Raw genomic sequence first — 21,402 nt, 5'->3', positions numbered from 1 at the left:
GATGGCTGACGCCGCCCAGCACGACAACGAGCAATGGCGCGAGAAGCTCACCCCTGAGCAGTTCCAGGTGGCCCGCATGGGCGGGACCGAGCGGGCCTTCACCGGGATCTACTGGGACAACAAGGCCAAGGGGATGTACCGCTGCGTCTGCTGCGGCAGTGAGCTGTTCAGCTCTGAGACCAAGTTCAACTCCGGCACCGGCTGGCCGAGCTTCTGGGATGGGGCCAAGGAGGGCGCCATCAGCACCCACTCGGACACCAGCCACGGCATGGTCCGTACCGAGATCAAGTGCGCCAACTGCGATGCCCACCTGGGTCACGTCTTCAATGACGGCCCCACCCCCACTGGGCTGCGCTACTGCGTCAATTCCGCGTCCCTGAATTTTGAGGAGGAGAAGGGCTAGGCCCTTCCCTCACCAGGGATCGCCGCCGCCGGAGGGCTCCCGCCGCCGCGGCAGGGGTGCCCGCTCGTCGAAGGGCTCATAGGGCTCGACGTCCAGGGGCGACTCATCGCGCACATAGCGGCGCGGTGCGGGCTCCTCATCGAGATAGCGGCGCTGGCGCAGGGGCTCGCGTTCGCGGCGCTGCTCCACCTCGACGTAGTCGTAGTCCTCTTCCGGTTCGAAGCGGCGGTTGGTGGCCGGCTCGATGCGGCGCTGCTCCTCCTGGGCGGTGGGTTGCCCCGCGGCCAGTTGGTTCTCGACGGGAACCATGTTCAGGCGATAGCGCTCGCGTTCCTCCTGCTCCCAGCTGGGGCCACCGACGCCGAGCTTCTCGAGCAGGCCGGTGCCGAGCTGCTTGAGCTTTTCCTCGGCGCCCTCATAAACAATGATCCGATCGGGACCGCTGCTGACGATCTCTTCAACGGTCAGCTCCCAGGTGCTGAGCACCCCCTCGCCGAGCAGCGGGACACCAACGGCTCCGAGCACCAGGGTGGTGAGTTCGCCGGTCTCGATGTCAAAGCTGAAGCCCAGCACGCGGCCCAGCTGCTCCCCGGATTCGGTGATCACCTGGCAGTTGATCACCCGGGAATAACGGTCCGGATCGAAGTTCTCAGAGAGGGAGTCAGCCGAATCCACCAGGATCACATCGCCCACTTGGCGGATGCTCTCCAGGGGCATCCAACGGGGAAGGCCCGGCAGAAAACGCGTGAGCGGGTTGTCCCGCAGGCCCAGGGAGACCACCTCGCGGCGGTCGATATCCACTACAACTTCACCCACCACACCCAGACGCCGGCCGGTGTCCCGGGTGATCACCTGGGTGCCCATGAGCTCCGAGCGCAGCCAGAGGCGGTCGCTGGGGGTGGCCGCTGGGTCGCTTCCGGGTGGAGTGCTTGTCATGGGCGCATTGTGACCGAAAACCTGTCGGAGCTTGGTTAGGCCGCCGGGGGTAATCCCACCACCTGGGTGTGGGCCCCGCGGGCTTGGGTCACACCGATGGTGCGGGTGGCGGCACCAATCATCGGACGGCGGTGGCTGACCACCAGGAACTGGGCGGCATCGGCCTGCTGGGCGATCAGGGCGGCGAGCCGCTCGACGTTCACGCCATCGAGGAAGCTGTCGACCTCATCAAGGGCGTAGAAGGGCGACGGGCGGAAGCGCTGCAGGGCAAAGAGGAAGCTCAGGGCCGTCAGGGACTTCTCGCCGCCGCTCATGGAGGCCAGGCGGCGCACGGCCTTGCCCTTGGGGTGGGCCACCAGGTTGAGGCCGCCCTCGAGGGGAGCCTCCTGGTTTTCCAGCTGCAGGAAGCCCTCGCCGTCGGAGAGGCCGGCAAAGATGTCGCGGAAGTGCTCATCGACGGCGTTGAAGGCCTCCATGAAGGCCTCCTGGCGCAGGGTGGCCACGGTTTCGATGCGCAGCAGTAGCTCCTCGCGTTCTTTGCAGAGGACGTCGAGTCGCTCCTGCAGGTCCGCCAGCCGCGTCTCGAGTTCTTCGAGCTCCTGCAGGGCAAGCATGTTGACCGGCTCGAGGGCCTCCATGCGCTGCTGCAGGCTCTTGAGCTCGGCCTGAAGCGCCTCGAGGCCGTTCTTGCGCACCTCCTCGGGGATCTCAGGCAGGGGATCGGGGAGCTCCCGTTGCAGCTGCTCCAGCCGGCCGCCGCTGCTGCGCTCCTCCTCGGCCAGGGCCAGGAGTTCCTCGCCCAGGCGCTGCAGTTCCCATTCCTGTTGTTGCAGGGCCTGGCGCTGCTTGGCGAGTTGGGCCTCGGCTTCATCGCGGGCGCGGCGCCGCTCACCAAAGCGGGTTTGCAGCTCCTGCTGCTTGGCCTCGAGGGCGCTGCGCTTCTGTTGATCGGCCTGCTGCTGCTCCTTCCACTGGGTGCGCTCAGCGATCAGGGCATTGACGGCCTGGGCGAGCCGCTGCTCTTCCCCGCCCAGGGCTTGGAGTTGGCTGCTGACCCGCTCGGCGGCCAGTCCCCTCTCCCGGCGCGCGGCCAGCAGGTTGTCGCGTTCCTGTCTGGCCTGGGTCAGGGCGGCATCGGCGGCCTCGAGTTCCTGCTGCAGGCCCTGCCAGCGCTCGCTGTCGCCGCTGGCTTGGGCGCTGGCTTCACTGGCCTCTAACTGCTGCAGGGCTTGCTGCAGCGGGGTGAGTTCCGTGGCGATGGCCTGCAGGCGCTGCTGCCCGCCGCCCAGGTCGGTCTCGATCTGCTGGATCCGCGCGCTGAGCTGATTGCGGCGCTCCTGCAGCGGGCCGCTGGCCCGTTGGGCGGCCGTGCGCTCGGCGTCCAGGGCGGCCTTGCGTTGCTCCAGCCGGCTGAGCTGCGGCCGCAGTTCTTCGAGGGCCCGTCCGAGCTCGGATTCCTTGCGCTTGCTGGCCAGCAGGGTTTCCCCGAGCTCCAGCAGACGCCGGCGCAGGGGTTCGGCTTCGTCGGCGTCGCTGGCGGCACCGAAGCTGAGTTGATTGCCCCGCTGTTGCAGGCTCCCCCCGGTCATGGCCCCGCTCTTCTCGAGCAGTTCGCCATCGAGGGTGACGGCGCGGCAGCGGCCCAGTTCGCGGCGGGCGCTGGCGAGATCCCGGAAGACCAGGGTGTCGCCGAAGACGTAGCGGAAGACCTCGCCATAGACGGGCTCAAAGCGCACGAGCTCCACGGCCCGCCCCACCAGACCGTCGCCGCCCACGGCTGCGCCACCGCGCTCAAAGGCGGCGCCGTTGCGCATGGCCCCGCCCCCGCCACGGATCTTGTTGAGGGGCAGGAAGGTCAGGCGACCCGCCCGGCGGCTCTTGAGTAGATCGATCGCCCGGGCGGCAATGCGGTCGTCATCGACCACCACCTGGCCAAGGCGGGCGCCGGCGGCCACCTCCAGGGCGAGGCGATGGGCTTCCTCCACCTCGGCGAGTTGGGCGACGGGGCCGTGGATGCCCTCCAGTCCAGCCTCGAGAAGCAGGCGCAGGGCTCCGGTGCCGCGGCTTTCCTGGATGGTTTCCCGCCGGGACTCCATCCGGGCGATGTCTCGCTCCAGGCTGACCTGCTCCTGCTCGAGCCGTTGGCGGGTGCGCTGCTGCAGCGCGAGGGCTTCGGCGAGCTCCTGGGCGCGGGTCTGCTGGGCCTTGAGCTCGTCGAGCAGTTGATGCCACTCGTCCTCCAGGGCGGTGAGGGAGCTGGAAACCCCATCGCTGCTGGCGGCGTCCTGTTGCAGTTGCTCCTGCAGTTCTCCCAGGCGTTCCTGCTCTTGGCGCAGGCGCTCGACGAGCTGCTGCTGTTCGGCCTGCAGCGGGGAGAGCTTGGCCTGGAGCTCCTGGCGTTGGCGGCTGCGCTGCTTTTGCTCTTCCAGCCAGCTGCCGCTGCGGCCGGCCACTTCCCCCAGGCGACGGCGGGAGAGTTCGACGGCGGCTTCGGCAGTGCGGCAACCCGCTTCGGCCTCCTCCAGGCTGGCCTGATCGTCCGCGCTGTTGAGCTGGCTTTGCTGCTGCTTGAGGTCGGCTTGCTGGCGGCCGAGCTCCATGCGCTGACGCTGGAGTTCCTCGGCGCCCTGTTGGTGTTTCTCCGCCTGGCGGCTGAGTTCCCTGGCGCTGGCCTCCAGGCCGGCGAGCTCGGACTGCACCGCCAGGAGCTGATCTTCCCCAAGGGCTTTGACCTCGGCCTGCAGGGCGTCGAGGGCTTTGGAGGCGGTCTCGAGGGTGCTTCGACCTTCGCTGACGCTCTGGCGCTCGTTCTCTTGCTGGCGCTTGAGCGCCTCCTGGCGGCTCTGCAGTTGTTTGAACTGGGCCTCGGCCTGCTCGAACCCGAGCACCTGCTCCTGCAGCCGGCCCCGCTGGAAGCGCTCCCGCAGCTCCTGGTAGGTGCGGGCTTTGGCGCAGTCCCGCTCGAGCTTTTGCCGGGAGACCAGCAGTTCCTGCTGGACGATGGCGCAGCGCTCTTCCCGGTCCTGCACGTCCGAGAGTTTGGAGCGGGTCTGCTCGATGCGGGAGTCGAAGAGGGCCACCCCGGCGAGCTCATCGATGATTCCCCGGCGGTCGCGGGAACTCATCGAGACGATGCGGGTGACGTCGCCCTGCATGACGACGTTGCTGCCTTCCGGGTCCACCCGCAGCCGCCGCAGCTGGGTTTGCAGCTGCTGGAGATTGCAGGGGATGCCGTCGGCGCTGTAGGTGCTGGCGTAGGTGCCGCCGGGGGCAATGCGCAGCCGGCGGGTGACGGTCCACTCGGTTTGCCCGGGTTTGATCCAGGGGCCCTCTTCGGGTGCCTCGAGACCCTGTTCGGCCTCATCGGGCTGCCAGTCGCTCAGGTCGAAACGAACGGAGACGACCGTTTCGGCCGCTTTGCCCTGCTTGAGCTTGGAGCTGTTGACCAGGTCGGGCAGTCGCTCCGCCCGCATGCCGCGGCTGCTGGCGAGGCCCAGGCAGAAGAGGACCCCATCGAGGATGTTGCTTTTGCCCGAGCCGTTCGGGCCGGTGACCACCGTGAACCCCTCGTCCAGTGGGATCGACATCGATCCGCCAAAGGACTTGAAGTGGGTCAGCTCTACCTGATTGATGTGAACCAACAGGCCCGAGCGTCGAGCACCAGAAAGGTAGCCGACCCTCTGTCGATTTCAAGGCATGGTCACTACGGTGTGGTGGCTGTCCCACGGCTCCATGGACTCAGGCACGACCAGCAACGGTGTCCCCCAGGAGCCCGTGCAGGAGCAGCCCTGGCGGGCCAAGATCGAGCCGGAGGAGGCGCCTGAGACCGAGCCCCTCTCGCCGGTGGCGAGCTTGTTTCGAGAGCGCTTCGAGCAGTTTCTGCCGACGATCCAGCGGGAGTGGCCAGACGTCGCCCGTCACACCCTGGAGGCCACGCGGGGCAGCCTGGACACCGTGGTGGAGGTGATTGCCCGGCAGACCGGCCGCACCAGTGAGGGAGTCAAGGAGCAGTTGCTGGATCTGCTGACGGTGGGCGAGGACCAGGCCCAGCAGTGGGCGGATTCCCTGCGGCCGCTGGAGGAGCAGCTGGAGCATCTGCTCGATGACCTCAATGCCAACTTGCGGCCTCGCATCGAAAAACCGGTGCGGGAGCGCCCCTTGATGGCTTTGGGATTGGCTGCTGGAGTGGGGCTGCTGCTCGGTCTGTTGCTCTCCGGCCGCCGTTCGTCATGACCAGCTCCGACTCCTCTTCTTCGCAGGACGCCCCGCGGCGTGGTGTCCCCTTGAAGGCGGCCTCCCGGATCACGGGGTTGGTGGCCTCGGTGATGGACCTGCATGTCCGGATCGCCCTGAAGGAGGCCGACCGCGAGAAGCGCCGTTTGATTGGCGGGGTCGTGCTGCTGATGGCGGGCCTCTCGGCGCTGTTGATGGCCTGGTTGGCGGCCGATGTGGCGCTGCTCTTCTGGCTGCATCAGAACTGGGGCTGGAGCTGGATCCACTCCGCCCTGGGCTTGATGGCGGTGAACCTGCTGCTGAGTGCTGTGTTCCTGCGGATCGGTGGCCTGATGACCAAGGGCCCCTACCTGCCCGAAACCTTGGCGGGTCTCACGAAGACGACTCGGGCGTTGGTTGGTCGCTGAGCCAGCGGCAGAGGCCCGGCAGGGAGAGTCCCTGCAGGCTGAGGTTGAGGATCACCGTGATGAAAACGATCCCCTGGCAGTTCTGGGCCAGGACGCTGGCGGCTGCGTCGCTGGGCACTCCCCGCAATAACGGGATGGCGCCCATGACGTTGAAGGAGAGAGCCAGGGGGACCGCTCCGCGTAGGCCGCACCAGGCGATCAATAAGGACTCCTTCAGGCTGAAGGGCGAGAGCCGCTGAAAGATCAGGACGCTCAGGGGACGGGCGACGAGCATCAGGACCGCGGCGGTGGCCAGACCGGCCGGTAGGGCTGGCAGCAGGTGGGTTGGATTCACCAGCAGACCAAAGATGAAAAAGATGCTGATCTCCGTCATGGTGTTGAACGGCAGCAGCACTTCTTGAATCGTTTGGTGGTTGATCTCGGGGCGTTGGTAGTGCTCATTGGTCATCAATAGACCGGTTATATAAACCGCGACAAAGCCCGATCCGCCCAGAATTTGTGTGCAGCCGTAATCCATAAAGGCGATGGAGATCGCCACGATGAGCAGTTGCTCCCGGTCGACCACCAGGCGGTTGATCATCATGCGGGCGACATAACCAAATCCCAGGCCCACCAGGACTCCGGAACCGATTTTTTGCAACAGGCTTGAGAAGCCGCTAATGACAACCTCCGGGAGTGCTTGTCCTTGCGCTCCAACGCTGAAGAGACTGGCGGCGATGCTGAACAAAATCAGCGCCGATGGGTCGTTGACGGAAGACTCAAATTCGAGCAGATCTTGAACATTTTTCGGCACATGCCGTTTGACCTGACGCAGGACCCCGAGGGTGGCTCCGGCGTCGGTGGAACCCAGGCAGGCGGCCACGAGAAGGGCTGCTCCCAGGGGGATGGCATTGCTGAGCCCCGGGGTGATGGCCGCCCCGCTTTGGGAGGTCAGCCAGACGATCGCAGCACCCAGGACCAGGGTGGAGACGGCGACCCCGGCAATGGCCAGGACGAGGCCGTATTTGAGGAAGCCACGAATGGCCTGGGTGTCGGTTTTCAGTCCGGCATAAAACAGCAGTAGGGCCAGCGAGAAGGTCTGAAGCCGTTCGACCTCGGATGGATGAATATCGAGAACCTGAAGATTGATTAGCAGGCCTAAGAAGAGAACCCCAAGAACAGCGGGAATCCCAATTCGAATCGAGAAGCGGCTGATGATCAGCGTGCCCAGATAGACCGCTCCGATGAAGAGCAGTTGAATCTCGAGGGGGATCGTCATTAACCCCTGGCTGCTGGCGAGGAGGGGTGTGATCCAGTGACTCATGGCAGGAGCCTAGGGCTGGCTTTAACGGATTTCGTAGTGGAGCCAGCGGCAATCAATGCCTCCGTTGCTGATCGGAATGCGCCGGCTGGCTTTCATGCGTAGGGCGCCGGTCAGCTCCGGGTTGCCGCTGAGGAGCCAAAGGCTCCAGCCACTGCAGCGCTCTTTCACCATGGCCCCCAGATCGGCATAGAGCTGCTCGAGTTCATCGCGCTCGCCAATGCGCTCGCCATAGGGCGGATTGCAGACGAGGACCCCCGGGCCGCTGGGCAGGGCGAGCGTGCGGAAATCGCCGGTTTGGAGGGTGATGGCTTCAGCGAGTCCTGCGGCCTGGGCGTTGTGTCTGGCTTGCTCCGCCACGCTGGCGTTCTGTTCGCAGCCCAGCAGCAGCGGCAGCGTGCTCAGCGGTTGCTCCCGCGATTGGGCCCGGCGCTGCTCCTCGTCCCAGAGCTCGGCGTCAAAGTCCGCCCAGCCCTCGAGGGCAAAGGGGCGATGCAGGCCTGGGGCCTGGGAGAGGGCCCAGCTGGCGGCTTCGATCAGCAGTGTCCCCGATCCACAGAGGGGATCGACCAAGGGGATGGATCCATCCCAGCCCGTCAGCCGGATCAGGCCGGCGGCCAGGTTTTCCTTGAGGGGGGCGAGGCCCATGGCGCTGCGGTAGCCGCGGCGATGGAGGCTGCCGCCAGAGCCATCGAGGCTGAGCCGCGCCTCGTGGCGGTTGAGGTGGACGTGGAGGGAGAGGTCGGGCTCCTCGAGATCCACGGAGGAGCGTTCGCCCCAGATGTCACGCTGCAGGTCGACGACGGCGTTCTTGACCTGCAGCGCCGTGTAGTGGCTGTGGCTCAGACCGGGATTGCTGCCGCTGACATCCACGCGGAAGCTCATCGAAGGGTGCAGCCAGCGCTCCCAGTCCAGGGCGTTCTGAATGCCGTCGTAGAGCGACTCGCGGTCATGGCAGGGGAACCGCGCGATCTCCCGGAGGAAGCGGAAGGGATAGCGGCATTGAAGATGGAGCCGATAGAGGCAGGCCATGTCCGCCTCAAAGGCCGCGGCGCGCCGCAGGGGTTGTACCTGCTTGGCGCCGAGCTTGATCAGCTCTTCGGCGCCAATTTCTTCAAGGCCCTGGGGGAGCACCGCGATCCCTCGGATCAAGCCGCTCTTGGCGAGGCGTTTGACCGGTTGCCGCTGCCAGGCCTCTGTCATGACCTCAATCGACTGGGGCGGTTGTCCTCCTCGATGGAGGCCTCTCCCATTGTGCGTTGACCCTGCAGAATGAGGGGGTCCGGTCTCGACCGGACTAGGTGGCTCACACCAGTGTTTCGGACAGCGGTTCGATTCCGCTCAGCTCCACTTCAAGGGGCTGCAATGGTTTCGACGGGGCATGAGGAGGGTGACTGAAGCCTGCTCGGTAAGAGCGAACCCGTAACAGCGAACAACATCGTTCGTTTCTCCCGTCAGACCGCCCCTGTGGCTGCCTGACCCTAATTAAGGGAGATGGGGTCAGATCAGCCTTATCAACCAAATGATCCATGGGGGCTGGGAGGCCCCTTCTTCATGCGGTGCTTCAGCTCGCTGGCCATAAAAAAAACCGCGGATTCCCAGCCGCGGTTGAGGTTCCCATTTGCCGAGCCCATCGAAGCGCTCCCGGTAGGGGTTGCCATGGGTACGTCTACTCAGGACTTGGAGACGTCTTTCTTTTTGAGAACGCAGCCGGCCACCCCACAGACGACTTCGTAGGCCTCCTGGCTTTTCTGGCTGAGGACTTTTTTGGTGTAGGCCCGTTTGGATCCCCCTTGGGTGAGGCGGTCCATTGATTGCATCAGGCGCTTTTTGATCGAGCGCAGTCGTTGAAGGGCCATGGATTGGGCGGCATCCATCCCACCTCTAGCGCCTGATCGCCCCAGGCGGCTGCGGCTTCACTCTGTGGTGGGGTGATCCTGGGCATTTCTCAGTTCAACCGCCAGTTCCTGCAGGCCAAAACCGGCCAGGGCCAGGAGTATCACGAGCCCTGCGAGTCCAAGGAGTCCGTCTTCCACCGCATCGCTTCGACTGGTTCTGTCGTAGCCATCGCGGCTGGCTGCTGCCACCGGTGTTTGCGTTCGCTCCTTTGGGTTGGCCGAATTGGAGCAGCGTTCCTAGACCGGGGGCACGCGCTTCAAGGGATCCAGTCCGTGTTTCATTCCCCCCACGCTGTGCCAGCCCATGGCTCCAGGGGAGAGTTGCAGTTGGCGTCTCTGCGTTGCCAATTGCAGCTGCACTGTTCTGGTTGCCCCTTCGTCAAGGGTGATCCGAGCTGCCATGGGTTCTGCAGCCTGCATGGGGCGGTGCTGAGTCCCCAGTCCCAGTTCTGGAAAGCCTGCAACGGCCGTTTCTCCAGGCCCGTCCTGGCTTAGGGGCACGCCGTGGTTCGGCCTTGCTTTCATCTCTCGATTCCAGCGATTGACCTGCAACGCAGTCATGACTGGTACGTCCAGGCCTTGGACTGCCAGCCCGGGCGCAGGAGTGAGCAGGCCTCGATTCTTGATTTCCAGGGCCACCAGTTGGTCTTGCAAAACACGCCCCAGCTTCTGGAGCCGGGGCAGCCTGGGATCTATCCCCGACATTTCGGGCTGGTCTTTGAGACCTTCACCCGTTGGGAGCAGCTGAGGCTGCAGCTGGAGCGCAGGGGCTGCCTCTTCTCTGTGCCCCCCAAGTGCCGCTACTCCGGTGGTCCGCTGGAGCATCACACCCTGTTTGTTCAGGATCCCAGTGCCAACTGGCTGGAGTTCAAGCACTACACCCACAGCGAAGCGGTGTTGGGCTGCAGGGATCAGTCCCAGGTCGGCGACCAGGACCTGCGCTGAGGGGCAATGGGCATTAACTCGGATTGCCCAGAGCCTGGGGCGGTCCGATGCTGGGCCCATCGATCTCGGAGGCGGATGTGACCGACACTCCACCGAACCAGTCCTCAGGAGCGAGCTGACCGAAGGTCCCTGCTCCAACAGTCTTCTACCGCTTGTGAGCGGGCCGTCAGTTTTGACGGCACTCCATCTGCACCGCCTGAGGTGCCCCAGGAGACCCACCGCTTGACACCTGGATCCTTGGCCCCAGGTGTGCCTCCTTCAGAAGCTCCGACCGAATCCATTGCTCGAAGCCGGTGCCCTTGGGTGCCGGCTTTGTTATTGCCGGCTGTGAGCAAGGTCACAGGGATGGTTGAGCTGGATCCGGCGGGGGAATTTTGTTTCTGGAAAGGTAAATGCATCGAGGAGATCACCCTCCCGCAACCTCCAGAGATCGATGTTCAGCACTCGCTTTCCCGCCCGCGCCGCCGCCGCTGTTGTGATGGGATTGAGCGCCACGGGTGCCCTGGCACCTGCGGCGGAGGCCTCGGTGTTTACGGCGCAGCCGGTGATCGAGCAGAACTTTGTGATGGTCGCAGCACCCATCGGCAGCAGTGCGCGCTCACAGCTGAACATCTACGAGCAGGTGTCGCAGAAGCGTCCTTGCTTTAAGGAGCATGCAGGAAGCCCGACGGTTGTGAATCCGCTGCTGAGCGAATTTGATTTCAGCGGGATCTGCAGCCGCTATGTCGACAGCAACGGCTACTCGGTGCGGATTGGCAATGAGGACAAGGGCACGAGCTACAGATTGAGCGTTGTGAAGGAAGAGGGCGATGTCAAGCTGATGGCGATCTCAAGCAGTGGCCGCGAGGGGGCGGCGAGCTATGTGGTGGCGCGTGCCGGCGGCGATGGAGCTGGTTTCCTGAAGCTGAGCTTTGAGCCGGGCTGGGAACTGCGCCGTCGTCAGTACGGGAACCGCGGTTTGGGTCATCTGTATCTGTACCGGCAGAGCGCTGATCAGGCTGTTGCTCGCGCCGGGGTGAACTGAGCGCCGGAGTTAAGGCCGTAAGAGAAAGCCCCCAGTCCGCGTAGCGGCTGGGGGCTTTGGAGTGGGTGGGTGGGTTTTAGAGGCCGAGGCCACCGAGGGGTTGGATGCGCTGCAGAGGAGCCGTGCGGTTGACCTTGAGCAGGTTGCTATTACCAAGGCCTTTGATGCTCCGGTTGGGGATGTTCGAAAGACCGGAGAAGCGATTGGCGGAAAGGGTGTCCGACTTTTTGCCAAGGGCAGGAAGGCCAGGGATACCGGGTTGTTTGCGGTAGACGGTGCTCTTGGGCCCTTGGGGGATGTGGATGCGTCCGCCTTTTTTGCCGCCGCCTGGACGACCGCCATGGCCATGGTCGTAGCCGTGGTCGTAGGAGCGGTCACGGTTCATGGAGCCTTCAATGACGCCACCGAGGATGCCGCCGACGACGCCACCGAGGAAGGCTTCTCCCGAGGAGGAGGACTGAACGGGAGCGGGTTGGGTGGTGTAGACGACGTTGAGGTTGGGGTTGTGTTGTCCTTGGACCATGGCCTCTGCACTGGCGAGGCAGGCGAGATCAAGGCTGGTCATGTCGATGGCGGACTTGACGAGCAGCTCACCGGTTTGCCGAGAGAAGCAGTCGTAATCGAGGGAAGCGGCTTGAGCGTTGGTGGTGATGGCCAGGAGGGAGGAGCCGGCAAGTGCAGCGGCGGTGATGCCAGTGAAGCCTTGACGGAAGAAGGAGAGGGAGGTCATGGGAGGAGCGTGTGAGGAGTGAGGAGAGGGGGATGTGTTCCCCGCTGATCACAAGCTCGCCCGGTTGGGGGTTGAAGTTGTTGAGGGACGCCACGGTCTGAGGTGACGTTGGTCTCAATTTGCGACGGCTAAAGAAATAGGCGCTTTAAAACTTCCCCAGCTCCCGCTGAGCGCGGGGTCTCTGGGGGGCTGGGGCGTTGACGGCTGGCCGTGGTGCGGGACTCGTCGCCGCTTGAGGAGCTGTGGCTGGGGCGGGAGTCGTGCACTGGTTGTCCTTGAAGGCCAGCACCAAGACGGCCGTCGAGAGCAGGGAGACCGCGACCGCATTGGCGACGTGCAATTTCATGGGCCGATGCAGCCAAATCAGGGCGTCGTACTCAGCATGGAGAGGAATCTCGCGCTGCGCTGCGTGTCTGCCGCTGATCTCAAAGCGTTCCTGTCCAAGGTGGGGAACAACCAGGCCATTCGCGACCGCATCCACGCCGCGACGGGTGTGGATGACATCCTCTCGATCGCCCAGAGCCATGGCTTCAGCCTGAGCAAACCGGCGGTGCTCAGAGCCCATGGCGAGGCGCTATCCAAAGCCGATGACGCTCAGCTTCAACGGGTGAACACCTGGGGTGATGCCCTGATTCACTGTTTTGGGGTGGCCGACTCGGACTGAGCGCCCGAGAAGCTGCTCCAGACCTCCAGTTCCTCCAGGGACATCACCCCTTCACGCCGCTCGCCCTGGTAGTCCCAGGTCGGATAGGCGCGGACCTTGGCGGCCATGCAGCGCTTGCGGCCCTCCTCTTCTTTGTCGCACTCCACGTAGGGCAGGAGTTCGATGGCCTCCACGCCGAAGAGTTCTTTTTGGGTGTTGCAGTGGGGGCACCACCAGGCTCCATAGACCACAAACCCCTGGGCCTTGAGGTGTTTGGCCAACTGTTGTTGCCGAGCCGTGGAGGGGCGAGCGGCCGCGGGCTGCTCTTCGGCGGCCTGGGCCGCAGGTCGTAGTGCCGGTGTGCTGAGCAGCAGCCCCAGGCTCAGGGCCAGGCGTCCCAGGACTTGGACGCTGCGGGGGCCAGCCATGGTGCTTGAACAACAGGTGGCCGCACCCTAAGGGCGATGGCGGAGGTGGTCACGCGTTCGGCCTTCCGCCTGTTTTCCCCCTCGCTCAATCCACCCCGCTGCTGGGACACTGAGGGTGCCGTTGATCGGTCCTTCCCAGCTGCTGCGATGAGCGCCAACGGTTACCGCGACTATTTCAAGGTTCTGGGCGTTGAGCGTGGCGCTGATGCGGACGCGATCAAGAAGGCCTTTCGCAAGTTGGCGCGCCAGTACCACCCGGATGTGAATCCCGGGGATAAGGGCGCCGAGGCGAAATTCAAGGAAGTCAGTGAGGCCTATGAGGTGCTCTCTGACCCCGATAAGCGTCGCCGCTACGAGCAATTCGGGCAGTACTGGAGTCAAGCCGGCGCTGGCCCAGGCCCAGGCGGTGTCGATGTCGATTTCGGCCGCTACGGCAATTTCGATGACTTCGTCAATGACCTGCTGGGCCGCTTTGGCGGGCCCGGCGGTGGGGCTGGCGGATTCCAGGGTGGTGGTTTTGGTGGCGCCCCTGGCGGCTTTGGCGGGTTTGGCTCAGGCTTCCCCGGCGGCTTTGGCAGCGGCGGCTTTGCCGGTGCCCCGGGCCGTCAGGCGGCGCCGGTGAACCTCGATGCCGAGGCCAGCATCAACCTGACCTTCTCGGAGGCCTTCCGCGGCTGCGAGCGCACCCTGGCGGTTAATGACGAGCGCGTTCAGGTGCGCATTCCCGCCGGTGTGAAGCCCGGCAGTCGCCTGCGCCTCAAGGGCAAGGGCAACCTTCAGCCTGGAACTGGCCGCCGCGGCGACCTTTACCTCACCCTTCAGGTTCAGGACCATCCGGTCTGGACCCTCGACGGAGACCAGCTCAAGGCGGATCTTCCCCTGAGCCTCGATGAGCTGGCCCTGGGCGGTGAGGTGCGCGTGGCCACGCCGGATGGAGAAGCGACGGTGACGGTGCCCCCGGCGATGGCCGTCGGCCGGAGCCTGCGGCTCAAGGGCAAGGGCTGGCCGGTCAAGGGAGGTCGCGGTGACCTGCTGCTGAGCCTCAGCCTGAAGCAACCGGCGCGCTACAGCGACCAGGAGCGGCAGTTGCTGGAGCAGCTGCGGGCAGCGCGCAGCAGTGACCCCCGAGCCGATTGGATCAGCGCCGCTCGTTTGTAACCCAGGGGCGTCTATGGCAGGGTGCGCCGAGCACTTGCATCGCCGTGAAGCGTCTCCTGCTGGGCTGTCTGCTCTGGGCCTCTGCGCCGGCGGCGATGGCCTACGAGGCCTGGTTGGTGCGCTCCACCTTTGAGCCCCACAAGGTCGGCCCCAAGGACGTGGCCGTGACCAAGGTCCCGATGCCGACCCTGAAGGCCTGCATTGCAACGGGACACCGTTGGGTGGCGGGAGCACCCAGTGATGGCAAGACCTCTCGCGGATTCGATTGCATCCCCTACCGCTAGCGCCCCCTGGTGTAGATGTGGGGCTCAACCAGAGCGGGATTGATGGCGAAGCGCCGGAAACTCAACAAAGAGATGGAGGCCGCGATGGTCGTCGCTCAGAGGAAGGTTGAGTTGATGACCGCCAAGATCCGAGATATCCGCGATGAAGATATTCAGAACGAATTCGCCCAGGCCTTCGCCCAGGTGCACGCCTCGCTCTCCCACCTGATCGAGGCCTACCGGGTCAAGGGCTTCTGCGAGGAAACCGAGGGCACCCTCGCGCTCTACAACGGCCTGATGGCGCGTTTTGAAGAGGAGTACGAGCTCTAAACGCCCCCTGTTGGATTCGAACCAACGACCGGCTGCTTAGAAGGCAGCTGCTCTATCCAGCTGAGCTAAGGGAGCTTGGATCTGACGCATTGTGCCAGCTGAGCCAAGGCTTCTATGGTGGTGTGCTGGAGAACGATGTCCACATGCCCGCTCCACGGCTGACTGAAGGCCAAAAAGAGGAGCTGGTTGCTCGCTACCGCCAGGGCGAAACCGCCCAGGCCCTGGCGGCGAGCTACGGCTGCAGCCCCAACACCGTCAGCCGGGTGCTGAAGGCTGGGATCGATGCCGAGGAGCTCGCTGAGCTCAAGAAGCAATCCCGCAGCCGCTCGTCTGCCAAGCCCGCAGCCGTTGTTGAAGCTCCAGCTCCTGAGCCCGAGTCCACGACCAGCGAACCGGAAGAGTCCTCAGACGACGATGCGGATACGGGCGTCTTGGCGATCGATGACGCCGATGACTTCGGCGAGGACGGCGATGAGGAGACCTTCGAGGACGGCGATGACGTCCTTGATGTGGCATCCCTCGGCGGCGTTCCAGCGGCGGAGCTGATCGATCCGATCCCCCTGCTTCCTGGACTGCTGCCCAGCAGCGTCTACATGCTGGTGGACAAGGTGGTGGAGCTGCAGGCCAAGCCCCTCAACGAATTCCCTGAGCTGGGTTCCCTGCCGGAAGCGGAGCAGGCGCGTCAGGCCCTGATGCTGTTCACCAATCCCCGCCAGGCCAAGCGCCAGTGCGGCCGCAGCCAGCGGGTGATCAAGGTGCCCGACAGCGATGTGCTGCAGCGGCGCTCCTCCTATTTGGTGGCCCAGGGCATCACCCGCCTGGTGGTGGAAGGCGGCCTGCTCTACTCCCTGCCGGAAGCCTGATCACTGCCCGGCAGCAGCAGGGCCGTTGCTGCGCCGCCGCTGATCACCCCGATCACCAGGGAGACCCCCAGGAGAAAGCCCGTGGGTAGTTCCGCCGTGCGGCCAAATCCCAGGTTCAGGCGGGTGCGTTGATCCAGGTTCTGGGCCCCCAGACAGAGGATCAGCAGCAGCAGCACCCCACCGCCGAGGCTGGCCAGAAGCAGGCGCAGGCGCAGCAGCATCAGGGGGTGTCGTCGTCTTGATGCAGCAAAGCGTAGAGCTCGCGTTTGGCGATGCCCGTGCTGCGGGCCAGTTGGCGAGCGGCATCGTTGCGGCTGAGCCCGCCGCTGACCAGGGCCTGCAACTGCTCACGCAACGTCTCATCGCTGGGACGCTCGCTGGCTGTGGTCTCGGCGCCGCCGAGCACCAGGGTGAATTCCCCCTGGGGCGGGTGCTGGCGGAAGTGGTCGAGGGCCGCGCTCAGGTTGGGGCCGACCTGCTGCTCATGGCGCTTGGTCAGCTCCCGGGTGACGGCGATTGGCCGGTCCCCCAGGAGTTCCAGTAGGTCCTCCAGCACAGCCAGCAGGCGGTGGGGTGCCTCGTAGAAGACCAGGGTTCGCTCCTCTTGGGCCAAGGCCTGGAGGCGGGAGCGGCGCGCGCTGGCCTTGGGGGGGAGGAAGCCCTCGAAGCAGAACCGCCCGCAGGGGAGACCACTGCTCACGAGAGCCGTGGTGGCGGCGCAGGGCCCGGGCACACAGATCACCGTTCGCCCCTGGCCGCGGGCGGCGCTCACCAGCTCCTCGCCGGGGTCGGAGATGCCCGGGAGCCCGGCGTCGCTGATCACCGCGATCGCTTCCCCGTTCTCCAGGGCCTCGAGCAGCTCCGGGATTCGGGTGGCCTGGTTGTGCTCGTGGAAGCTCACCAACCGGTTCTTGATGCCCAGGTTGTGCAGCAGCAGGCCGCTGCGGCGGGTGTCTTCGCAGGCAATCCGATCGGCCCCGGCCAGCACGGTCTTGGCCCGGGGCGAGAGATCGCCGGTGTTCCCGATCGGGGTGCCCACCAGATAGAGCACGCCTGCAGCGGGTTCAGCGCCCTGCATCACAATGCTCCTTTGCCCTTCCATGATGCCCGCCGCCGCCTGCTTTCCCCCTGGCATCGAGGAGAAGCAGCTCTTGGCGGATCTGCGCCGGCTCTGCTGGGGTGCCGCCGACATCCTGCTGGCCTATGGCCGCGGCGAGCAGCCCCCCTATGGCTTCCCCAAGGCCCTGAGCGTCGATGAAGGGGGCGAGGGCCCGGTCAGCGCTGCCGATCTGGCGGTCAACCAGTGGCTGCTCGATGGCCTGGCCCAGGCCTATCCGGATGCGGGTTGGACCCTGCTGAGCGAGGAGACCGCCAAGGAGCAACTGACCGCCGGGGAACCCCTGGATGCCGAGTGGCTTTGGATCCTGGATCCCCTCGATGGCACCAAGGATTTTCTGCAGGGAACCGGCGAGTACGCCGTGCACCTGGCGCTGGTCCATCGCGGTGAGGCCGTCTTGGGGGTGGTGCTTCAGCCGCTGCTGGAGGACCTCTGGTTCGGCCTGGTGCCCGAGGGCCGCGCCTGGCGGGAGAACCGCGCCGGTGAGCAGCAGCCCGCCCAGCTCAGTTCACGCCAGGCCCTCTCCGAGATGGTGCTGGTGGCCAGCCGCAACCACCGGGACCAACGGCTCGAGCAGCTCCTGGAGGCCCTGGCCCTGGGCGACACCAAGGCCATCGGCAGCGTCGGCGGCAAGGTGGCCACGATCCTGCGGGGTGAGACCGACGTCTACATCTCGCTCTCGGGCAAGAGCGCCCCGAAGGACTGGGACATGGCGGCTCCCGAGGCCGTGCTCAAGGCGGCCGGTGGCGCCTTCACTCACGCTGACGGTGCACCGCTCCGCTACAACACCGGCGATGTGCGCCAAGCCGGCTGCCTGATCGCTAGCCATGGCGTCAGCCACCAGGAGCTCTGCGAGAAGGCCGCCGCGGCGATGGACCGCATTGATCCGGGCTTCGCGGTTTAGGCCAAAAAAAAAGCCCCCTTGAGGGGGCTTCGTTCGATCAGGCCTGGGCGGGCTCGTCCTGCTGGGGAACCCCGCGCAGGGTGAGGTTGATCCGGCCGCGGTTGTCGATCTCGCGGACGCGGACGGTGACGTGGTCACCCACCTTCACCACGTCTTCGACCTTCTCAACGCGGGCTTCGCTGAGTTGGGAGATGTGGATCATGCCCTCCTTGCCAGGAAGGATCTCGACGAAGGCGCCGATCGGGATCACGCGGGTGACGGCACCGCTGAAGACCTCGCCTTCAGAGACGCGACGGGTGAGGCCCTCGATGATGCGCTGCGCTTCCTCAGCGGCTGCACCGTCGTGGCTGGCGATCGTGACGATGCCGCCGTCCTCGATGTCGATCTTGGTGTTGGTGCGCTCGGTGATGCCCTTGATCGTGCGGCCGCCGGGGCCGATCACGGTGCCGATCAGCTCGGGGTCGATCCGGAAGCTGAGCAGGCGAGGGGCGTGGGGGCTCAGGACATCGCGGGGCTTGTCGATCGCCGCGAGCATCTTCTCGAGGATGTGCAGACGGGCCGGACGGGCCTGGTTGATCGCCTCAGCCACGGTCTTCACCTCCAGGCCGGTGATCTTCATGTCCATCTGCAGGGCGGTGATGCCCTTCTCGGTGCCGGCCACCTTGAAGTCCATGTCGCCGAGGAAGTCCTCGATGCCTTGGATGTCGGTGAGGATCCGGACCTCAGAGCCCTCCTTGATCAGGCCCATGGCGGCACCGCTCACGGGGGCCTTCAGGGGCACGCCGGCATCCATCAGGGCCAGGGTGCTGCCGCAGACCGAACCCATGGAGGTGGAGCCGTTGGAGCTCAGGCATTCCGACACCACGCGAAGCACGTAGGGGAAACTCTCCTTGCTGGGGAGGACGGGGATCAGGGCCCGCTCCGCCAGGGCGCCGTGGCCGATTTCGCGGCGGCCGGGGCTGCGCATCGGGCGGGTCTCGCCGACGGAATAGGGGGGGAAGTTGTAGTGGTGGAGGTAGGTCTTCTCGTTGGACGGGTTCAGGTCATCCATCTCCTGGGCGTCGCTCGGGGTGCCGAGGGTGGCGCAGGAGAGCACCTGGGTCATGCCGCGCTGGAACAGACCGGAGCCGTGCACGCGCTTGGGCAGTACACCGGCGGCGGCGCTGATCGGACGCACCTCATCGAGGTTGCGGCCGTCGACGCGCTTGCCGTCGTTGACGATCTGGGCGCGCATCAGCTTCTTGGTGAGCGCCTTGTAGTTGTTGCCCAGGGCCTTGCCGTTGCTGCTGACGGCCACCTTCACGGCGTCGTCGTCCTTGAGGCCGCTGATCTTCTCGGCCGCCTGGGCCTTGATCGCGTCGAGCTGCTCGTCGCGCTCGGCCTTGGTCAGGCTGAACTGCTTGAGGACATCGCCGATGCCCTTGCTGCATTCCTTCTCCAGGAAGGTGGGCAGGGTGGCGTCGACGCTCTGGGCCTCGGGGATGACCTGCTCGATGCCGAGCTCCTTGAGCAGGGTCTGCTGGACCTTGATCAGTTCGCAGACGGCCTCGTAGCCGAAGTCGATCGCCTCGATCACGTCCTGCTCGGGCAGCTGGTTGGCGCCCGCCTCGACCATGATCACGCCCTGGGGGGTGCCGGCGACCACCAGATCCAGCTCAGAGCGCTCGATCTCGCGGTAGCTGGGGTTCAGGATGAAGTCATCGCCCAGCAGGCCGACCCGCACAGCCGCCATCGGGCCGTTGAAGGGGATCTTGGCCAGCAGGGTGGCCAGGGAGGCGCCGGTCACCGCCAGGACATCGGGCGGAACCCGCTCATCCAGGGACATGCAGGTGGCGACGACCTGCAGGTCATCCCGCAGCCAGCTGGGGAACAGCGGGCGCATCGGGCGGTCAATGAGACGCGCGATCAGGGTGGCGCGCTCGGGGGGACGGCTCTCGCGGCGCATGAAGCTGCCGGGGATACGACCAGCGGCGTAGAGACGCTCCTCGTAATCGCAAATCAGCGGCAGAAAATCGATGCCCTCACGGCCGCCGGAGCGGGTGGCAGTGACGAGAACAGAGGTATCTCCGCATTCGACCATGACGGAACCCCCGGCCTGCGGGGCGAACCGACCTGTGGTCAGTCGGATCTCCCGACCATCGAAGGAGACCGACTGAGTGTGACCTTGCACGTGGGCTTATGTCTTGTTTGTTGTCAAGAGCAATTCTTGCATCTGAGCCCAAAGGCTTGCGAAAAACAGGCGCAATCTCTTCCGGAATGCCACAACGCAGGCAAGCAACAAAAAAGGCGCCTTTCGGCGCCCTGACGGTTGATCAGGCGATCGAGAGACTCACCAGGAGGACTTGACCACGCCGGGCAGTTCGCCTTTGTGGGCGCGCTCACGCAGCTGGTTACGGCACAGGCCGAAGTCGCGGTACACACCACGGGGCTTGCCGGTGGCCCAGCAGCGGTTGCGCAGACGGACGCGAGCGCTGTTGCGGGGCAGGTTCTGGATCTTGCGGTGGATCTCCAGGCGCTCCATCGGATCGCCAGCGGCTTCGAAGGCGGCCATCAGAGCTGCGCGCTTGGCGGCGTAGCGATCAACAAGCTTTTGGCGCTTGACGTCGCGCGCAATCATCGACTTCTTCGCCATGCGGCCTGGATCTCGTAAGCAGTGACCAGAAAGCCTACCTCTTAGCGTCCCAGCAGCTGTTGGACCGCCGCCAGCTGGCTGGTGTCCTTGACGATCAGCACCACGCTGAGGCCCACCAGCAGGACAAAGCCCGACTGCATGAAGGCCATCTGGAACTTCTCGGGCAGGGGCTTGCGGCGCAGACCCTCCAGCAGCAGCAGGACGAACTGCCCGCCATCGAGCATCGGCAGCGGCAGGGCATTGAGCACCGCCAGGTTGATCGAGATCAAGGCGGTGTAGAGGAAGAGGCTGCTGCCGCCCTGTTTGGCCAGGGAGGCGCCCATCTCGACGATCTTCACCGGACCGGAGACCTGCCCTGCGGTCTCACCAAAGTGGGTCACGAGGGTGATGAAGCCATCCACCGTCCGCTTGGTGAGCAGGGCGACATCGTGGTTGGCCTGCTGGATGACCTCGATCGGGCTGCGGGGGCGGCGGAAGGCCTCGGTGCCACTGGGTTGCAGTTGGGCGCCGATGCGGCCGATGCCGCTCAAATCAGCGGGGGTCAGCTGCAGTTCCAGGGCTTGGCCCTGGCGCTCAGCCTGCAGGCGCAGGGTTTGATCGGGGGCGCCCTTGACCAGTTCGACCAGTTGGCTGACGGCGCTCTGGCCGCCGCCCAGGTCGCGGCCGTCCACCGCCAGGATCCGATCGCCGGCCTTCAGGCCCGAGGCGGCAGCGGCCTGGCCCTGTTGCACGCCCGAGACCAGCACGCCAGGGGTGGCGCTGAAGCCAGCGGGGATGCCCACAAAGGCCCCCTGGGCCATCAGCACCGCCCAGGCCAAGAGCAGGTTGGCGATCACGCCAGCGGCGATCACCAGGGCCCGCTGGGGCAGGGGGCGGTTGGTCAGCAGATCGGGGTCATCCGAGGGGATGCTGCTGTCTTCGTCGTCATCGGGGAAGGAGACAAAGCCCCCCAGGGGAATGGCCCGCAGGGCGAACTGCACCCCCCGCCGCTGCTTCTGCAGCAGCACCGGGCCAAAGCCGACGGAGAAGCCGCTGACGCGGATCCCCTGCCAGGTGGCGGCAAAGAAGTGCCCCGCCTCATGCACCACGATCAGGCCGGCCAGGATCGCCAGAGCCGTCAGGACGCCCATCTCTGCAGATCCAAAGTCCGTCCATTGTGGGGGGAAGGCACGGCCATAGCGTTGGTTG

General features: G+C 65.4%; 25 protein-coding genes and 1 tRNA gene. 11 read left to right on the top strand and 15 right to left on the bottom strand.

The genetic code is table 11. The annotated features are described in order from the left end of the window. Position 1: 1 nt before the first annotated feature. Positions 2-403, top strand: a complete 402-nt coding sequence (gene msrB, locus LY254_RS05560; protein WP_247479485.1) for a peptide-methionine (R)-S-oxide reductase MsrB — start codon at positions 2-4, stop codon at positions 401-403. A 9-nt stretch (positions 404-412) separates the two neighbouring features. On the opposite strand, the gene LY254_RS05555 is transcribed toward msrB, so the two are convergent. After that, on the bottom strand, positions 413-1,339 hold the full coding sequence (locus LY254_RS05555) for a PRC-barrel domain-containing protein (RefSeq protein WP_247479483.1): 927 nt from the start codon (positions 1,337-1,339) through the stop codon (positions 413-415). Between the two features lie 35 nt (positions 1,340-1,374). Further along, entirely contained in the window at positions 1,375-4,980 is a 3,606-nt protein-coding gene (gene smc / locus LY254_RS05550; protein ID WP_247479480.1) for a chromosome segregation protein SMC, read from the bottom strand. Positions 4,981-5,071: 91 nt separating this feature from the next. On the opposite strand from smc, the gene LY254_RS05545 reads away from it, so the two are divergent. Continuing rightward, on the top strand, positions 5,072-5,572 hold the full coding sequence (locus LY254_RS05545) for a hypothetical protein (RefSeq protein ID WP_247479478.1): 501 nt from the start codon (positions 5,072-5,074) through the stop codon (positions 5,570-5,572). After that, a complete protein-coding gene (locus LY254_RS05540; RefSeq protein WP_247479477.1) occupies positions 5,569-5,979 on the top strand; it encodes a phage holin family protein in 411 nt (136 codons plus the stop codon). Before LY254_RS05545 ends, LY254_RS05540 begins: the two co-directional genes overlap by 4 nt. Here the strand turns inward: LY254_RS05540 and LY254_RS05535 are convergent. From LY254_RS05535 to LY254_RS05515, 4 genes are all read right to left on the bottom strand, one after another. After that, positions 5,945-7,282: a cation:proton antiporter gene (locus LY254_RS05535; protein WP_247479475.1), complete on the bottom strand. Its 1,338-nt coding sequence runs from the start codon at positions 7,280-7,282 to the stop codon at positions 5,945-5,947. The two genes, LY254_RS05540 and LY254_RS05535, sit on opposite strands and share 35 nt — an antisense overlap. Before the next feature lie 21 nt (positions 7,283-7,303). Beyond that, positions 7,304-8,482: a class I SAM-dependent RNA methyltransferase gene (locus LY254_RS05530; RefSeq protein ID WP_247479473.1), complete on the bottom strand. Its 1,179-nt coding sequence runs from the start codon at positions 8,480-8,482 to the stop codon at positions 7,304-7,306. Between the two features lie 470 nt (positions 8,483-8,952). Continuing rightward, positions 8,953-9,156 carry a hypothetical protein gene (locus tag LY254_RS05520; RefSeq protein ID WP_010312939.1) on the bottom strand — a complete coding sequence of 68 codons (204 nt, stop codon included), beginning with the start codon at positions 9,154-9,156 and terminating at the stop codon, positions 8,953-8,955. A gap of 39 nt (positions 9,157-9,195) precedes the next feature. Further along, positions 9,196-9,366 (bottom strand): hypothetical protein, encoded by a 171-nt coding sequence (locus tag LY254_RS05515; RefSeq protein WP_247479471.1) that lies wholly within the window; start codon positions 9,364-9,366, stop codon positions 9,196-9,198. A 315-nt stretch (positions 9,367-9,681) separates the two neighbouring features. Between LY254_RS05515 and LY254_RS05510 the strand changes: the two genes are divergently transcribed. Together LY254_RS05510 and LY254_RS05505 are read left to right on the top strand one after the other, a co-directional pair. Next, a complete protein-coding gene (locus tag LY254_RS05510) occupies positions 9,682-10,122 on the top strand; it encodes a VOC family protein (protein ID WP_247479469.1) in 441 nt (146 codons plus the stop codon). Positions 10,123-10,555: 433 nt separating this feature from the next. Then, positions 10,556-11,146, top strand: coding sequence for a DUF3747 domain-containing protein (locus LY254_RS05505; protein ID WP_247479466.1), 591 nt, complete (start codon positions 10,556-10,558; stop codon positions 11,144-11,146). A gap of 76 nt (positions 11,147-11,222) precedes the next feature. Here the strand turns inward: LY254_RS05505 and LY254_RS05500 are convergent, their stop codons facing one another. Together LY254_RS05500 and LY254_RS05495 are read right to left on the bottom strand one after the other, a co-directional pair. Further along, positions 11,223-11,876: a hypothetical protein gene (locus LY254_RS05500; protein ID WP_247479464.1), complete on the bottom strand. Its 654-nt coding sequence runs from the start codon at positions 11,874-11,876 to the stop codon at positions 11,223-11,225. A gap of 145 nt (positions 11,877-12,021) precedes the next feature. Continuing rightward, positions 12,022-12,222, bottom strand: a complete 201-nt coding sequence (locus tag LY254_RS05495; protein ID WP_247479461.1) for a hypothetical protein — start codon at positions 12,220-12,222, stop codon at positions 12,022-12,024. Between the two features lie 63 nt (positions 12,223-12,285). Between LY254_RS05495 and LY254_RS05490 the strand changes: the two genes are divergently transcribed. Further along, on the top strand, positions 12,286-12,540 hold the full coding sequence (locus LY254_RS05490) for a Nif11-like leader peptide family RiPP precursor (RefSeq protein ID WP_247479459.1): 255 nt from the start codon (positions 12,286-12,288) through the stop codon (positions 12,538-12,540). Here the strand turns inward: LY254_RS05490 and LY254_RS05485 are convergent. After that, positions 12,510-12,947 (bottom strand): hypothetical protein, encoded by a 438-nt coding sequence (locus LY254_RS05485; RefSeq protein WP_247479458.1) that lies wholly within the window; start codon positions 12,945-12,947, stop codon positions 12,510-12,512. The genes LY254_RS05490 and LY254_RS05485 overlap by 31 nt on opposite strands. A 147-nt stretch (positions 12,948-13,094) precedes the next feature. Between LY254_RS05485 and LY254_RS05480 the strand changes: the two genes are divergently transcribed. The 3 genes from LY254_RS05480 to LY254_RS05470 are packed head-to-tail and all read left to right on the top strand — an operon-like array spanning position 13,095 to position 14,698. Continuing rightward, positions 13,095-14,105 carry a DnaJ C-terminal domain-containing protein gene (locus tag LY254_RS05480; protein WP_029625987.1) on the top strand — a complete coding sequence of 337 codons (1,011 nt, stop codon included), beginning with the start codon at positions 13,095-13,097 and terminating at the stop codon, positions 14,103-14,105. Positions 14,106-14,149: 44 nt separating this feature from the next. Then, the gene (locus LY254_RS05475) at positions 14,150-14,389 is read left to right on the top strand and encodes a hypothetical protein (protein WP_247479456.1); all 240 of its coding nucleotides are present in this window, start codon (positions 14,150-14,152) and stop codon (positions 14,387-14,389) included. A gap of 42 nt (positions 14,390-14,431) precedes the next feature. Then, positions 14,432-14,698 carry a hypothetical protein gene (locus LY254_RS05470; RefSeq protein ID WP_010312920.1) on the top strand — a complete coding sequence of 89 codons (267 nt, stop codon included), beginning with the start codon at positions 14,432-14,434 and terminating at the stop codon, positions 14,696-14,698. Between the two features lies 1 nt (position 14,699). Here LY254_RS05470 and LY254_RS05465 read toward each other — a convergent pair. After that, a tRNA-Arg gene (locus tag LY254_RS05465) sits at positions 14,700-14,773 on the bottom strand. A 68-nt stretch (positions 14,774-14,841) separates the two neighbouring features. Here LY254_RS05465 and LY254_RS05460 point away from each other — a divergent pair. Further along, positions 14,842-15,561 (top strand): hypothetical protein, encoded by a 720-nt coding sequence (locus LY254_RS05460; protein ID WP_247479769.1) that lies wholly within the window; start codon positions 14,842-14,844, stop codon positions 15,559-15,561. Here LY254_RS05460 and LY254_RS05455 read toward each other — a convergent pair. Together LY254_RS05455 and rsmI are read right to left on the bottom strand one after the other, a co-directional pair. Then, the gene (locus tag LY254_RS05455) at positions 15,540-15,782 is read right to left on the bottom strand and encodes a hypothetical protein (RefSeq protein ID WP_010312917.1); all 243 of its coding nucleotides are present in this window, start codon (positions 15,780-15,782) and stop codon (positions 15,540-15,542) included. The two genes, LY254_RS05460 and LY254_RS05455, sit on opposite strands and share 22 nt — an antisense overlap. Continuing rightward, on the bottom strand, positions 15,782-16,639 hold the full coding sequence (rsmI, locus tag LY254_RS05450; RefSeq protein WP_247479454.1) for a 16S rRNA (cytidine(1402)-2'-O)-methyltransferase: 858 nt from the start codon (positions 16,637-16,639) through the stop codon (positions 15,782-15,784). Before rsmI ends, LY254_RS05455 begins: the two co-directional genes overlap by 1 nt. 22 nt (positions 16,640-16,661) lie before the next feature. Here rsmI and LY254_RS05445 point away from each other — a divergent pair, with 22 nt between their 5' ends. Further along, positions 16,662-17,582: a 3'(2'),5'-bisphosphate nucleotidase CysQ gene (locus LY254_RS05445; protein WP_247479768.1), complete on the top strand. Its 921-nt coding sequence runs from the start codon at positions 16,662-16,664 to the stop codon at positions 17,580-17,582. A 37-nt stretch (positions 17,583-17,619) separates the two neighbouring features. Here the strand turns inward: LY254_RS05445 and LY254_RS05440 are convergent, their stop codons facing one another. The 3 genes from LY254_RS05440 to rseP form a co-directional block, all read right to left on the bottom strand. Continuing rightward, the gene (locus LY254_RS05440) at positions 17,620-19,752 is read right to left on the bottom strand and encodes a polyribonucleotide nucleotidyltransferase (RefSeq protein WP_247479452.1); all 2,133 of its coding nucleotides are present in this window, start codon (positions 19,750-19,752) and stop codon (positions 17,620-17,622) included. A 159-nt stretch (positions 19,753-19,911) separates the two neighbouring features. Next, positions 19,912-20,214, bottom strand: coding sequence for a 30S ribosomal protein S14 (gene rpsN, locus LY254_RS05435; RefSeq protein WP_010312910.1), 303 nt, complete (start codon positions 20,212-20,214; stop codon positions 19,912-19,914). A 41-nt stretch (positions 20,215-20,255) separates the two neighbouring features. Further along, on the bottom strand, positions 20,256-21,344 hold the full coding sequence (gene rseP / locus LY254_RS05430) for an RIP metalloprotease RseP (RefSeq protein ID WP_247479450.1): 1,089 nt from the start codon (positions 21,342-21,344) through the stop codon (positions 20,256-20,258). Between the last annotated feature and the right edge of the window lie 58 nt (positions 21,345-21,402).

It is taken from the genome of Synechococcus sp. NB0720_010 (assembly GCF_023078835.1).
Taxonomy (GTDB): Bacteria; Cyanobacteriota; Cyanobacteriia; order PCC-6307; family Cyanobiaceae; genus Vulcanococcus.
This window is presented reverse-complemented; position numbering and strand designations above follow the sequence as displayed.